Origin of the sequence: Pseudomonas sp. MS646 (assembly GCF_036693845.1) — a bacterium.
Lineage (GTDB): Bacteria > Pseudomonadota > Gammaproteobacteria > Pseudomonadales > Pseudomonadaceae > Aquipseudomonas > Aquipseudomonas chlororaphis_E.
This window is the reverse complement of sequence record NZ_CP144763.1, coordinates 3,932,245-3,946,108: the sequence shown is the minus strand read 5'-3', so window position 1 is coordinate 3,946,108 and position 13,864 is coordinate 3,932,245. Positions and strand designations below refer to the sequence as shown.

Here is a 13,864-nt window from a genome sequence, read left to right as displayed (position 1 = left end):
TCTCCTCACTGGGCAGCGAACTGCATTTCAGGGACGTGGTCCGGCACGATCAGTTTGCCGGCGGTCTTGGCGACGATTTCCTCGACGCTGACGCCCGGGGCGCGTTCTTTCAGGATGAAGGCGCCGTCCTGGATTTCCAGGTAGGCCAGGTCGGTCAGCACGCGCTTGATGCAGCCGGCACCGGTCAGCGGCAGGCTGCAACGGGGCAGCAGTTTAGACTCGCCGTCCTTGGACGCATGGGTCATGGTCACGATGATGTTCTCGGCACCGGCCACCAGGTCCATCGCACCGCCCATGCCCTTGACCAGCTTGCCGGGGATCATCCACGAGGCAATGTTGCCTTCGACGTCCACCTCGAACGCACCGAGCACGGTCAGGTCGATGTGGCCGCCGCGGATCATCGCAAACGATTCGGCCGAAGAGAAGATCGAGGCGCCGATGCGCGCGGTGACGGTCTGCTTGCCGGCGTTGATCATGTCGGCGTCGACTTCGGCTTCGGTAGGGAAAGCGCCCATGCCGAGCAAGCCGTTTTCCGATTGCAGCATGACTTCCATGCCTTCGGGGATGTAGTTGGCGACCAGGGTGGGAATGCCGATGCCCAGGTTCACGTAGTAGCCGTCCTGCATTTCGCGGGCGACGCGTTGAGCCATTTGTTCGCGGGAAAGTGCCATGTTGTTATTCCTTCATTCGGGCCGCAGGGCTAGGGATTATTTGCGTACGGTGCGCTGTTCGATGCGCTTTTCGAACGTGCCGCAAATGATCCGGTCGACGTAGATGCCGGGGGTATGGATCTGCGTCGGGTCCAGCTCGCCGGGCTCGACGATTTCCTCGACTTCCACCACGGTGATCTTGCCGGCCGTGGCCGCCAGCGGGTTGAAGTTCTGCGCCGTGTGGCGGTAGACCACGTTACCGAAATGGTCGGCTTTCCAGCCCTTGACGATGGCGAAGTCGCCCGTGATGGATTCTTCCATCAGGTATTGGCGGCCATGGAATTCGCGCACTTCCTTGCCTTCGGCCACTGGCGTGCCGACGCCGGTGGCGGTGAAGAAGGCCGGGATGCCTGCGCCGCCGGCGCGCATTTTTTCCGCGAGGGTGCCTTGGGGCGTGAGCTGGACTTCGATTTCGCCACTGAGCAGTTGCTGCTCGAAAAGGGCGTTTTCGCCCACGTAGGAGGCGATCACCTTGCGGATCTGCCGGTCTTCCAACAGCACGCCCAGGCCGAAACCATCGACGCCGCAGTTGTTGGAGACGACGGTGAGGTCGCGGATGCCCTTGCGTTTGATCTCGGCGATCAGGTTTTCCGGGATGCCGCAGAGGCCGAAGCCGCCGGCGATGACGGTCATGCCGTCCTTCAGGCCTTCCAGGGCTTGCTCATAGGAGCTCACGCGTTTGTCGAAACCTGCCATAGACACCTCTTTTATTCTTGATGGGGTCGCAATGAAGTGCAGTGTTGCGCCAAGTCATATATTTGTTAAGTTGATTTTTAGGTTGGATTAATTGATAAATCTCAATAGTCGCCGCCGTCCACTTGCGGCTCGAAACTTACGGCTTGCCGCTGGAGCGAAGCGATCCCCATGACCCTCAAGCAGATCCGCGCCTTCCTCGCCGTGGCCCAGAGCCTGAGCTTTGCCGTGGCGGGCGAGCGTCTGCACCTGTCCCAGTCGGCCTTGAGCCTGACCATCAAGGCCTTGGAAGAAGGCCTGGGCGGGCGCCTGTTCAGCCGCAATACCCGTAACGTTGCGCTGACGCCCGAAGGTGAGTCCCTGTTCCCACTGGCGCGCCGGCTGGTGGCGGACTGGGACAACGCCGAGGATGAAATGCGCCAGCGCTTCACCTTGCAGCGGGGCCGGGTAACGCTGGCGGCGATGCCCTCGTTCGCCGGCAACCTGTTGCCCCCGATCCTCAAGACCTTCCGCGCCCGCTACCCGAATGTCAATGTCACGGTCAACGACGTGATCAACGAGCAGGTGCTGGAAATGGTCCGCGATCGGCATGTCGAACTGGGCGTGGCGTTCGAGCCGCTGCAGGGTTCGTCGCTGGCGTTCACGCCGTTGTACCTCGATCGTTTCGTCGCGGTGGTGCCGCAGGATTCAGCGCTCGCCCAGCGCCGTGACGTCGATTGGAAGACCTTGCTCGAACAGCCGTTCATCACCCTGCAACGGCCGTCCACCGTCCGTGTGATGCTGGAAGAGCACTTGCAGGCGCGGGGCATGAAGCTGCCGGTGGAGTTCGAGAGCCATCAACTGGCGACGGTCGGACGGATGGTCGCCAGTGGCCTGGGGGTGAGCGCGGTGCCGGCGCTGTGTGTCGGCCAGATGCACGAGCTGGGTGCCCGTTGCATCACCTTGAGCGATCCGGTGGTGGAGCGGGCCATCGGTGTGCTGACCAAGCCTGGGCATGAACTGTCGGCGGCGGCCCAGGCGCTGTTCGATACCTTCAAGGACCAGGAGTTGGCCACTCAGCCCTGTGGGAGCGGGCTTGCTCGCGAAGACGCTGGCGCATTCAACATCGATGTCGGCTGACAGTCCGCCTTCGCGAGCAAGCTCGCTCCCACAGGGTTTGTGTGATCAGGTGAGCGTGCGGGCCAGCAACGGCAACAGCGCCTCGCACGGCTCCTCCAGTTTCAGATCGAGCAATTCGTCGGCGCGGGTCTTGCCCCGGTTGATCGCCAGCAGGGGCTTGCCCTGATCCTTGATGCTGCGGCACAGACGAAACGCCGAGTAGGCCATCAGTGACGAGCCCACCACCAGCAGGCCGTCCGCGGCCTCCACGGCCTGACTGGCGCGTGCGGCGGTTTGCGGGGCGACGTTCTCGCCAAAGAACACCACGTCGGGTTTCAACCGGTTGCCGTTGCAATGGGGGCAATAGGGCACCTGGAAGCGCGCCTCGAAGGCCGAGTCCAGCAGCGTGTCGCCATCGGGCGCCTGGACCGCATCGACGCCGGCCAGGTAGGGGTTTTGCGCTTCCATCAATTGCTGGATCTGCTGTCGCTCGCTGCGTTGGTTGCAATCCAGGCACAACACCCGGTGCAGGCTGCCGTGGAGTTCGATGACGTCGTGGCTACCGGCTTGGTCGTGCAGTGTGTCGACATTTTGCGTGATCAGCCCGATGATGCGCTGTTGAGCCTGTAATTGGGCCAGGGCCGCGTGGGCTGCGTTCGGCCTGGCCTGGCGCACCCGTGGCCAGCCGAGCATCGCCCGCGCCCAATAGCGCCGACGGGCGTCGGCCTGGGCGAGGAACTCCTGGTACATCATCGGCTGTCGCCCCCGTCGAACACCTTCGCTGTCGCGGTAGTCGGGGATGCCGGACGGCGTGCTGATGCCCGCACCGGTGAGCACCAGGAAACGGCGTCCGCTCATGTGCGCCAGCAATCGATCGAGCGGTTCGAGGTGAAGGTCGTCGGGCATGGGAGGTCTCCGTTGGCCTGGAGCGGTTGAGGTTAGCATTCCAACGCGCGGGAGCGCTTGCGGCGCCTTTCGTCGCCCTGTCTCGCGGTCTTTTCAAACTTTCCCCGACGCCGCGCTATCCATTTTTATGTGCGGTACTTCAGAACCGTCGCGCTGCGCGGCAGTGTCGACCACGGCTAAAGGAGAAAGAAATGGCAACGCCAAAAGAGAACCTGTTGGATTGGCTCAAGGACGCCCATGCCATGGAGCAGCAGGCGGAAAAGATGCTCAAGGCCCAGGCCGAACGTCTCGAACATTATCCGGTGCTGAAGGCGCGAATCGAGGAGCATCTGCAAGAAACCCTGGGTCAGCAGAAGCTGGTGGAGCAATGCATCGAGCGCCTGGGCGGCAGCACATCGACGCTCAAGGATCTGGCTGGCAAGCTCATGGCCTTCGGCCAGGCGGTGGGCGGCATGACCATGAGCGACGAAGTGGTCAAGGGCGCCATGAGCGGTTACGTCTTTGAGAACCTCGAAATCGCTTCCTATACCGTGCTGATCGAGGCCGCGAAAGTGGCCGGCGATGTGGAAACGCAGCGAGCTTGCGAGCAGATCCTGCCGCAGGAAATCGCCATGGCCGAGTGGCTGCGTGACCATTTGCCACAGATCACGCAGGCGTTTCTGGAACGTTCGGACAATCCCCACACCGAAGCCAAGCGCTGAGGTAAGCAGCGACCGGCCGGTGTCGGTCGCTGTTGAAGCTGCCGAGAAGGGCAAACGTATGAAGCAGACCACAGGTGAAGTACGGGCCATCAATCGACAGAGCGCAATGGTCGGTGTGTACGTGGCGCAGGAGGACGGTCACACCGTGCTCGAACTGCGTTCTGCCAGTGATATCGACATTGGCGACATCCTGGAGTGGGCCAGCGGCACGGCCTTGGGCACCCAGGCCTATCACAACCTGACCAAGGGCTGGACCGCCGACGTGTACGTCGCCAACCACGGTGTGGCGGCAGCGAACCTGGAGGTCCAGTTGTTGGTGGGGTCTTCCTGAGGGCACCGCCGTTCCATTGTTTCACCGTGACTATCTCTAAATCCGGATATCGGCGACAGGGTATCCGGACGCCGCAAGCCGGTCAGTGCGGTGGTGCAGGATAACGCCGGCAGCCCGCGAGTTTTGGCTTCCTGGAACGGCGCGAGGCCAGGGTGACGAGACCGGTGCAGTGGGGTGCCGGCGTCATCCGGCCTTTGGCGGACAGCGTGGAAAGACACGCACTGTTTTTTGTGGACGATCAATAGCGGGTGTACCGCTGCGCAGGCGGCGTTGAAGTTATTTATCATCCGCCGCTTGTTTGATAGTTCGTTGTTATATGAATGACGCTGCGTAATTAAAACAAACGGTCAATTGACCGTTCGTCGCCGCTGGCGGTTTTTGTTCAAACCTTCGAGGCGTCGGATTTTCCGAATAAGACGAGCCATCGAAGGTTCGTTACATCAACTAACGAGGTGAATGAAATGGCTAACACAGGAAATAAAAACCCTGGCAATTTCGCTAACGATCGTGAGAAGGCATCGGAAGCCGGGAAGAAAGGTGGACAGGCCTCCGGCGGCAATTTCGCCAACGACCCGGGCCGTGCATCTGAGGCCGGGCGCAAGGGCGGACGGGCCTCCGGCGGCAATTTCGCCAATGACCCGCAGCGCGCAGCCGAGGCGGGCCGCAAGGGCGGGCAAGCCTCCGGTGGCAACTTTGCCAATGACCGGGAGAAGGCATCCGAGGCCGGTCGCAAAGGCGGTGAAAACAGCCGCGGTGGTGGACGCACCTCGTAACTTCCATGACTTCGCCGGCCTGTGCCGAGATACGGGGTCCGGGCCGTTCATGTTCATTGGTTGAGCGTTGGCATTCAAGTCGGATGTTTCATTGATTAAATCACCTGCCGTCTCCCAGCGGGGGATGATGGGCCATTCGTCTTGTTTGTCGAATAAAAAACAAATTTTATTCATTTAACTTTTTCAGAAACTTGAGGGCATTGTGTTTCTGGCAGTGCTCTCGCGTTTGTGTGCCTTGATCGAGGAGTTTCAATCATGTTTCTACATAATAAGCGGCTGCAATACACCGTGCGTGTGGCTGAACCCAATCCAGGACTTGCCAACCTGTTGCTCGAACAATTCGGCGGTGCCCAGGGTGAACTGGCGGCCGCCTCGCGGTATTTCACCCAGGCGTTGTCCGAGGACGATCCGGGGCGCAAGGACCTGCTGATGGACATTGCCACCGAGGAGCTCAGCCACCTGGAAGTGATCGGCTCGATCATCGTGATGCTCAACAAAGGGGCCAAGGGCAAGATGGCGGAAGGTGTGGAAAAGGAAGGCCAGTTGTATCGGGACATCAACGGTGCCGGTAACGACTCCCACATCACCAGCCTGCTGTACGGCGCCGGTTCACCGTTGACCAATTCGGCCGGGGTGCCCTGGACGGCCGCCTATGTCGATACCATTGGCGAGCCGACCGCAGACATGCGTTCCAACATCGCTGCCGAGGCCCGGGCAAAAATCGTCTACGAGCGGCTGATGAACGTCACGGACGATCCTGGCGTCAAGGAGGCGTTGGGTTTCTTGATGACTCGCGAAATCGCTCATCAACTGTCATTCGAAAAGGCCTTGCATGCCATCCAGCCCAATTTCCCCCAAGGTAAGCAGCCTGGCATGCCGGAGTTCACCAACGTGTACTTCAATATGTCCCAGGGTGAGCCGACGGTGCGCGGGCCGTGGAACCAGGGTGACGATTGGGAATTCGTCGAGAATCCCACCCCGGCCGTGGACGGTGGCGACGGCATGGCCAGCGTGCAATTGAGCAAGAAAGACGAAGCGTTGTTGATGGACATGAAGGCGCGGACAATGTCCAACCCTGAAAGCGATCCCACCACTGGCGCAGACTTGGGTTCGGGGATGCAAGGTGACAAACTGTAAAAACTTGGCGAGGGGGCAGGGCTCCCTCGCCTGGACATCACGCCCGATCGCTTCCACCGTTTGGAGAAGCGATAAGGCATTGCCTGGCCAGAGCCAGTAAGGACATTCGATGGACCAGCCCACCTCCCGGATCCGCTCCCCCTGGCGCACTTGGCTGGACCCGGTGCAAAACAATCTGGTGCTGGGGGTAAGCTTCTGGCTAGGGCTGGCCGTGATCACCGCGCTGTTGCTCTACAGCGGCTACAACGCATTGGTCGGTGCTGACCGACACAACCTGGGCTACGCGGTACTGGGCGGAACGTCCGGCTTTGCCGCCACCGCCCTGGGCGCGGTGATGGCCGTGGTGCTGCGGGACATCTCGTCGCGCACCCAGGACATCATGCTGGGTTTCGCCGCGGGCATGATGCTCGCCGCCAGTTCTTTCTCGTTGATCCTGCCGGGGATCGAAGCCGCCCAGGTCATCTGTGGCAATCGATTGCTGGCGGCGTTTGTCGTGGTGGTCGGCCTCGGGCTGGGGGTGGCGCTGATGATCGGCCTGGACCGCTTCGTGCCCCACGAACACGAATTGAGCGGCCGACGCGGCCCTCAGGCCGAGCGCATCAATCGCGTCTGGTTGTTCGTGCTCGCGATCACGCTGCACAACTTGCCCGAGGGCATGGCCATCGGCGTCAGTTTCGCCGACGGTGATTTCAAGGTCGGCCTGCCGCTGACTACCGCCATCGCCCTCCAGGACATCCCCGAAGGCCTGGCCATTGCCATGGCCTTGCGGGTCACCGGTATCAGCACCCTGCGGGCTGCGCTGATTGCGGTCGGGTCGGGGCTGATGGAGCCGTTGGGCTCGGTGATTGGCCTGGGCATGTCGTCCGGCGTGGCAGTCGCGTATCCCATCAGCCTCGGGCTGGCAGCGGGGGCGATGATTTTCGTGGTGTCCCATGAAGTGATTCCCGAGACCCACCGCAACGGTCACGAAACCCCGGCCACCCTCGGGTTGATGATGGGGTTTGCGGTGATGATGTTCCTCGATACGGCGCTGGGTTGACGGCCTGCCGAACGGTGGGGATGGCTGGATGCTGTGGGTGTTCACGATCCCGTGTGGGAGCGAGCTTGCTCGCGAAGGCGTCGGCACTTTCTACATCACCGTTATAGGCAGACCGCTTTCGCGAGCAAGCCCGCTCCCACAGGTTAGGTGGGGTGGCTGGATACTGTGGGTGTTCACGATCCAGTGTGGGAGCGGGCTTGCCCGCGAAGGCGTCGGCACTTCCAGCATCACCTTTACAGGCAGACCGCTTTCGCGAGCAAGCTCGCTCCCACAGGTTAGGTGGGGTGGCTGGATGCTGTGGGTGTTCACGATCCCGTGTGGGAGCGGGCTTGCCCGCGAAGGCGTCGGCACTTCCAGTATCATGTTGCAGGCAGACCGCTTTCGCGAGCAAGCCCGCTCCCACAGGTTAGGTGGGGTGGCTGGATGCTGTGGGTGTTCACGATTCCGTGTGGGAGCGAGCTTGCTCGCGAAGGCGTCGGCACTTTCTACATCACCGGTACAGGCAGACCGCTTTCGCGAGCAAGCCCGCTCCCACAGGGTGTTGGCGGTGCCCGCAGATTCGAAGGCTGGCAGAGATGGCCTTGGGCTGCGAGGCCTATACTCATCTCGTGGGGTGACCTGAAACCGGGGTGGCGCGACTGTGTGGCGTTCGCTGATGGTGGCCGTTTTGCTCGTTCTGGCGGGGTGCGCCACGCCGCAGCGCGGACAACAGGCCGTTACTGTGGCTATTTCCCAGGAAACCTGGCGGCAGGTTGACCGGCAGATCATCGCCGCGTCGAAAAGCGCCATCGAACAGGCTGGCCTCTATGCCCGCGGTTCGATGGAGCATTGGCGGGTGCTGGTGTACGAGCGCACCGAGGCCGAGTTCATCCCCTGGTTCAGCAGCTACTGGACCCAGGAATGGCTGGCGGTGAAGGTCAGCTGGTACTCGGCCAGTGCCCAAGGCGAGGACGATGCCTCTGCCAGGCGCCTGGCGCTTTATCTGCAAGAGCAGTATCGCGAGCGGGTCCTGGCACCGGTGGCGGTGGACATCGATCCCGAGGCGATCAGGGCAAGCGCGACCGACTACTACCTGCGCCTGCTCAATCAGCAGGTCCAGGTGATCGCGCTGCGCAATCAAGTCCCGAATGAGCTGATGAATCGACGCCTGCATGGCATTCCCGCCATCAACCTGGGGCCGCCGGCGGCGCGCAATGCGTCGTTGTACGAGATGGTCCACGCCCAACCGCTGAACACCTTGCCGGCCTATGCCGCGCTGATCGATCACGTCAACAAGGCCGCCGCCACCGGTTCGGGCCCGTCGGACGCCGTCATTGCCACGGTGGCGCAACGCACCAGTGAAAAAATCCAGGCACAATTTGCCACGCGAGGGGCGACCAGCGCGGCGGCGGCCGTGGCCGGGAAGGCGGCGGGGGCGCTGATTTCCGTGGGCGTGGCCGGTATTCGCGCGATCATTCATGAAGGCGAGCGGCCGGAAATGGAAGCACAGATCCGCAAGAGCCTGAGCGCGGCGTTCGACGAGGCCTGGTTCAAGTCGCTCAAGCATCCCCTCAGCGGGGTGATGGCGCCGGTGTACTACCTGGACGAGGAAATCGAAGGCAATCTGGTGGAAACGGACCTGGCCAACCGGGCGGTGGTCCTGCCGCCGCTCACGCCATGAGCGGGCGGCTCATTGCACGTCGAGGGTGACGCGACACCCCTTGCGGTGGCGGATCTCTTCGTCCGAGGGCCGCTCCTTGACGAATTCGAAGCGCGGCTCGCCTTCGCTGTAGATCACCAGCCATCCCCATTCCAGCTCGCTTTCATCCTGCCCCGGTTGGGGCGGCGAGGCCCACCAGGGTTCTTTGTGCATGATCTGGCGCATCGGTCACCTCCGTTCGGTTGAGCCTTTGAACTATAGACCGCTCGATTTGCGGCCCGCACATCGATGTGCTTTGGTCCCGTCGATCAGCGTCTAGCGTCTGTATCCCCGCACTCGAACGGGGAATGACTGGACCCCGCGTTTATGCAAGCACTGTTGAACGAGATCCTCGATGCGGTTCGCCCCCTGATCGGTCAGGGCAAGGTTGCCGACTACATTCCGGCCCTGGGGACCGTGGCGCCCAATCAATTGGGTATTGCCGTGTATAGCAATGACGGCGAGATGTACTGCGCAGGCGACGCCGAAACGCCGTTTTCGGTGCAGAGTATTTCCAAGGTCTTCAGCCTGGTGCAGGCCATCGAGCATTCTGGCGAGGCGATCTGGGAACGGCTCGGCCATGAGCCGTCCGGCCAGCCCTTCAATTCGCTGGTGCAGTTGGAGTTCGAACGGGGCCGGCCGCGCAACCCGTTCATCAACGCCGGCGCCCTGGTGATCTGCGACATCAATCAGTCGCGCTTCGCCGCTCCGGCGCTGTCGATGCGCGATTTCGTCCGGCGCCTGTCGGGCAACCCGCTGGTGATGGTGGATGGCAAGGTCGCCGATTCGGAATACCAGCACCGCGCACGCAACGCAGCGATGGCCTATCTGATGCAGTCTTTCGGCAACTTCCACAACGACGTGGAAGCGGTGCTGCGCAGTTACTTCAGCCACTGCGCCTTGCGCATGAACTGCATCGACCTGGCCCGGGCCTTTTGCTTTTTGGCCAACGACGGGTTCTGCAAGCACAGCGGCGAACAGATCCTGAGCGCGCGGCAGACCCAGCAGGTCAACTCGATCATGGCCACCAGCGGGCTCTACGACGAGGCCGGCAACTTTGCCTATCGCGTGGGCCTGCCGGGCAAGAGCGGCGTGGGAGGCGGGATCGTCGCCGTGGTGCCGGGGCAGTTTTCGGTGTGCGTGTGGTCACCTGAACTCAACACCGCCGGCAACTCCCTGGCCGGCATGGCGGCGCTGGAATTGCTCAGCCAGCGGATCGGCTGGTCGGTGTTCTAGGGTCGACGAAAAAGGGCCCGTTCCGGGTGACGGAACGGGCCCTTTCATTCAGGCGCAATCAGCAGAGGCGATCGATGACCTGTACCTGCGAGGTGTTGTGCATCGACTGCCAGGCCTGGGTCAGCGTCTGCAGCACGCGACCGATGAAGTCTTTGTCGGCGGCAGCCTTCTTGCCAACGTAGCCCTGGCCACGGCGGTACATCTTCAAGCGGGCACACAGCTCCTGCTTGTTCCTCTCGAACTCGCCTTCCTCGGTGAAGGGCGACAGGCAGTCCATGTGCACCTGGCCTGTCTTGCTGATCCACAGGATATGGCTGTCCAGGGTGTCTTTGTGTGCTGCGAACATGCGAGCCAGTTCATCAATAGTTGGTTGATCATTCAGATTCATGTGTAAGCCCCTTGACCATTTGGTTGATCTGTCTGGTGGTTCGCAAACTTCGCTATCGGTAAGTGCCTGCCTGGTACCGAAACCAGGTCGTCAGCATTCGTCCGTCAGACGTCGACGGGGTCATGCAGTGGTTATGTAGTGTTATCGAAGGGCTGCTACGCAAATGCGCTACAACGAAGAGAAACAGCGAAGAATCTTCAGTCAGTGTCAACCTTGCAGGGTCGACCACGTGCGTCATGAGGATCTTCACCGACGTTTCTCGTCCTTGTTACCGGACGGTCAGGCCAGGTCAGCACCTTCAATCTGCCTTGTGGGCAGTCCCTTATCCAAAAAACAGCTCGGCGGTCAGACGAGCTTGCTCCAACGGTTGCCTGTACTCCCGATCGGGGAGACGTCTGCATCATGCAAGGGCAAATCGTAGGCGTCAACGGTTTTGTAGTGATTATTTTTGGTCACTACATATTGTCGGACAAAATGGTTTGGGTATGAAAAATCTTGAGGAGTGCACTGGGGCAGGGCAGGTTTTGGACTTACCTGTGGCGAGGGGATGAATCCCCTCGCCACAGGTACTGTCAGGTCGCCTTGGCTTTGGCGGCCTTGCGCTTGGCCGGCTTGCGTTTGTTCTTCCACGGGGTGGCGCCACGGCCGGCCGGGCTGGCGGGGCCGCTGATGGTCAGGTTCATGCCCTGGCAGCGGGCGACGTGCTTGCTCATCCAGGCGGCCTGGCGGGTGACGAATTCTTCCAGGCTCATCTCACCGCTTTGCACCATGTCCAGGGCCTGTTCCCAGATGGCGGTGGTGCCTGGGTCGGCGATGGCCCGAGGCACGGCATCGATCAGGCTGAAGGCCGCCGGGGTGGCGGACAGGGCCTTGCCGTTCTTCACCAGGTAACCGCGATCAAGCAGGCCCTGGATGATCGACGCCCGGGTCGCTTCGGTGCCGATGCCGGTGGTGTCCTTGAGTTTTTGCTTGAGCAGCGGATCCTCCACCAGTTTGGCGACGTTCTTCATGGCCTTGATCAGGTCGCCTTCGGTGAATGGCTTCGGGGGCTGGGTCCACAGGTCCTTGAGCCGGACCTCGTCCACCGCGCAGTCAAGCCCTTCGACCAGTGCGGGAAGCGTTTGCGGCGCGGGCGCTTCGCGGCCCTTGGCCGGCGCCAGGGCCTCGGGCAGGGCGCGCTTCCAGCCAGGCTCGATGATTTGCTTGCCCACGGCACGCAGGGCCTGGCCGGCACAGTCGAAGTCGGCCTGGGTCCGGTCGTATTCGTGGTTGGGCAGGAACTGTGCCAGGTAACGTGCGCGAATCAGCGTATAGACGGCCCGCTGCTTGCTGGCGAGTTTATCGAGGTTTTTTGCCGCCGCGGTGGGAATGATGCCGTGGTGGGCGCTGACCTTGGCGTCGTTCCAGGCCCGGGATTTGCGCTGCGGTTGCAGGTGTTCACGCAAGGGCGCAAGGCTCGGGTCGGCCTGGGCGAGGGCGGCCAGGATGGCCGGCGCCTCGCTGTGTTGGCTCAGGGGCAGGAAACCGCAGTCGCTGCGCGGGTAGGTGATGAGTTTGTAGGTTTCGTAAAGCGATTGGGCAATGTCCAGGGTTTCCTGGGCACCCAGGCCGAGCTTCTTCGAACAGACTTCCTGCAACGTGCCGAGGTCGAATGGCAGCGGTGGCGCTTCGCGCAGACGCTCGGTGCGCACCTTCAGGGTCCGGGCGGTAGTGGCGTCGCCCATGGCCTGGGCGGCATCCCGGGCCAGGCTCGGATTCAGGCAACGTTCCTGGTCGTCGCAGGCCTGCGGGTCGGCGCGCCACTGGGCGGTGAAGGCGATGCCTTGGTGGCTGAGCTGCACGTCGATGGCCCAATAGGCGACCGGCACGAAGTCGGCGATGCTGCGGTCGCGGTCCACCACCAGGCGCAGCGTCGGTGTCTGCACGCGGCCCACCGGCAACACACCCTGATAACCGGACTGGCGCCCCAGCAGCGTGAACAGGCGGCTCATGTTCATGCCGATCAACCAGTCGGCGCGGGAACGACCGAGGGCCGAGTGATACAGGTTGAAGGTATCGGCCCCCGGCCGCAGGGCGGCGAGGGCCTTGCGGATCGACGCTTCGTCCAGGGCCGACAGCCACAGGCGGCGGATCGGCCCGCGGTAGCGGCAATGTTCTACCAGCTCCCGGGCGATCATTTCGCCTTCGCGGTCGGCGTCGGTGGCAATCACCAGTTCCCGGGCTTCCCCCAGCAAGCGCTTGACCGCCTTGTACTGGCTGGCGGTTTTCGGCTTGACGGTCATTTTCCACTGCGCGGGCACGATCGGCAGGTCGGCCAGTACCCAGCGCTTGTAGCGCGCGTCGTAGGCATCGGGCGCAGCGGTTTCGAGCAGATGGCCGATGCACCAGGTGACCGTGACGCCCGCGCCCAACCAGCAACCGTCGCCACGGCGCTTGGCACCGAGCACGGCCGCGATGTCCTTGGCTTGGGAGGGCTTCTCACACAGGTACAACTGCATAGCGACCGTTTCCTCTGGCGGGTCTGATGGGTGCTAAGCATGGTCATGGATGAGCGTCGCGGCAAGTTTTATCTGTATGGATATACAGATAAAACGTTGCGCTGCGTTGCCCCAGGGCCTCTGGCGTGACGTTCGGCGGGATCTGTGCAGGCAAAAATGAATTTCTCGAAGAGGCATCGCTCATAACCTTCAGAGCGGGTGCAACCGCAAAGAAAGCTATGAAGTCTAGGAGAGTCACTGATCATGAATTCGATGCCGAAGGGCGACGGGCAGACGACCACACGTTTGATTCTCGTCGTTGAGGATGACCCGACGATCCTGGAGTTCCTGTGTGAAATCCTTGAGGAAGAAGGGTTCGTCGTGGAGCCCCGGGAAAGCGCTGACGAAGCGCTGACGTTTCTCGAAGAAAACTCCGACTATGTCGACCTGTTGCTCACCGACATCACCATGCCGGGGACACTGGACGGTGCGGACCTGGCCAACCTCACCGGGGAGCGCTGGCCGCAGATACCGCTGCTGATCATGTCGGGCTTCGAGACGCCGGAAAGCGCGGGGATCAAGCACCATGCCTCGTTCATCGCCAAGCCCTGGGCACTGGGGCAGATGTTGGACCTGGTGGAGAGCACAGTGAAGAATCATTCGGTGCATTGACAAGCAATGATGGATCTGTGGCGAG

15 protein-coding genes are annotated in these 13,864 nt (G+C 62.0%); 9 read left to right on the top strand and 6 right to left on the bottom strand.

The genetic code is table 11. From position 1 onward, the window contains the following. Positions 1-5 precede the first annotated feature (5 nt). Both V3H56_RS17235 and V3H56_RS17230 read right to left on the bottom strand, forming a co-directional pair. Positions 6-671 (bottom strand): CoA transferase subunit B, encoded by a 666-nt coding sequence (locus V3H56_RS17235; RefSeq protein ID WP_003180355.1) that lies wholly within the window; start codon positions 669-671, stop codon positions 6-8. 36 nt (positions 672-707) lie between these two features. Then, positions 708-1,406 (bottom strand): CoA transferase subunit A, encoded by a 699-nt coding sequence (locus V3H56_RS17230; protein ID WP_042731046.1) that lies wholly within the window; start codon positions 1,404-1,406, stop codon positions 708-710. A gap of 168 nt (positions 1,407-1,574) precedes the next feature. Here V3H56_RS17230 and V3H56_RS17225 point away from each other — a divergent pair, with 168 nt between their 5' ends. Then, positions 1,575-2,522, top strand: coding sequence for a LysR substrate-binding domain-containing protein (locus V3H56_RS17225; protein WP_338473663.1), 948 nt, complete (start codon positions 1,575-1,577; stop codon positions 2,520-2,522). Between the two features lie 45 nt (positions 2,523-2,567). On the opposite strand, the gene V3H56_RS17220 is transcribed toward V3H56_RS17225, so the two are convergent. Beyond that, entirely contained in the window at positions 2,568-3,407 is an 840-nt protein-coding gene (locus V3H56_RS17220) for an NAD-dependent protein deacetylase (RefSeq protein ID WP_338473662.1), read from the bottom strand. 191 nt (positions 3,408-3,598) lie between these two features. On the opposite strand from V3H56_RS17220, the gene V3H56_RS17215 reads away from it, so the two are divergent. The 6 genes from V3H56_RS17215 to V3H56_RS17190 all read left to right on the top strand — a co-directional run bounded on the left by V3H56_RS17215 (position 3,599) and on the right by V3H56_RS17190 (position 9,048). Beyond that, positions 3,599-4,108, top strand: a complete 510-nt coding sequence (locus V3H56_RS17215) for a ferritin-like domain-containing protein (RefSeq protein ID WP_042731044.1) — start codon at positions 3,599-3,601, stop codon at positions 4,106-4,108. Positions 4,109-4,166: 58 nt separating this feature from the next. Next, a complete protein-coding gene (locus tag V3H56_RS17210; protein ID WP_338473661.1) occupies positions 4,167-4,439 on the top strand; it encodes a hypothetical protein in 273 nt (90 codons plus the stop codon). 461 nt (positions 4,440-4,900) lie between these two features. Next, positions 4,901-5,212 (top strand): general stress protein, encoded by a 312-nt coding sequence (locus tag V3H56_RS17205; RefSeq protein ID WP_047739136.1) that lies wholly within the window; start codon positions 4,901-4,903, stop codon positions 5,210-5,212. Between the two features lie 255 nt (positions 5,213-5,467). After that, positions 5,468-6,349 carry a manganese catalase family protein gene (locus tag V3H56_RS17200; RefSeq protein WP_338473660.1) on the top strand — a complete coding sequence of 294 codons (882 nt, stop codon included), beginning with the start codon at positions 5,468-5,470 and terminating at the stop codon, positions 6,347-6,349. A 109-nt stretch (positions 6,350-6,458) separates the two neighbouring features. Beyond that, entirely contained in the window at positions 6,459-7,388 is a 930-nt protein-coding gene (locus tag V3H56_RS17195) for a ZIP family metal transporter (protein WP_042731040.1), read from the top strand. A 640-nt stretch (positions 7,389-8,028) separates the two neighbouring features. Continuing rightward, positions 8,029-9,048 (top strand): hypothetical protein, encoded by a 1,020-nt coding sequence (locus tag V3H56_RS17190; protein ID WP_338473659.1) that lies wholly within the window; start codon positions 8,029-8,031, stop codon positions 9,046-9,048. A 9-nt stretch (positions 9,049-9,057) separates the two neighbouring features. On the opposite strand, the gene V3H56_RS17185 is transcribed toward V3H56_RS17190, so the two are convergent. Further along, on the bottom strand, positions 9,058-9,252 hold the full coding sequence (locus tag V3H56_RS17185) for a hypothetical protein (protein ID WP_042732093.1): 195 nt from the start codon (positions 9,250-9,252) through the stop codon (positions 9,058-9,060). Positions 9,253-9,393: 141 nt separating this feature from the next. Here V3H56_RS17185 and glsB point away from each other — a divergent pair, with 141 nt between their 5' ends. Next, entirely contained in the window at positions 9,394-10,302 is a 909-nt protein-coding gene (gene glsB / locus V3H56_RS17180) for a glutaminase B (protein ID WP_042732094.1), read from the top strand. 58 nt (positions 10,303-10,360) lie between these two features. Here the strand turns inward: glsB and V3H56_RS17175 are convergent, their stop codons facing one another. Both V3H56_RS17175 and V3H56_RS17170 read right to left on the bottom strand, forming a co-directional pair. Further along, positions 10,361-10,690 (bottom strand): hypothetical protein, encoded by a 330-nt coding sequence (locus V3H56_RS17175; RefSeq protein WP_042732095.1) that lies wholly within the window; start codon positions 10,688-10,690, stop codon positions 10,361-10,363. 572 nt (positions 10,691-11,262) lie between these two features. Further along, complete coding sequence (locus V3H56_RS17170) at positions 11,263-13,188, bottom strand: DNA topoisomerase III (RefSeq protein WP_338473658.1); 1,926 nt, start codon at positions 13,186-13,188, stop codon at positions 11,263-11,265. Between the two features lie 243 nt (positions 13,189-13,431). On the opposite strand from V3H56_RS17170, the gene V3H56_RS17165 reads away from it, so the two are divergent. Further along, positions 13,432-13,839, top strand: coding sequence for a response regulator (locus V3H56_RS17165; RefSeq protein ID WP_042732097.1), 408 nt, complete (start codon positions 13,432-13,434; stop codon positions 13,837-13,839). The last annotated feature ends 25 nt before the right edge of the window (positions 13,840-13,864 follow it).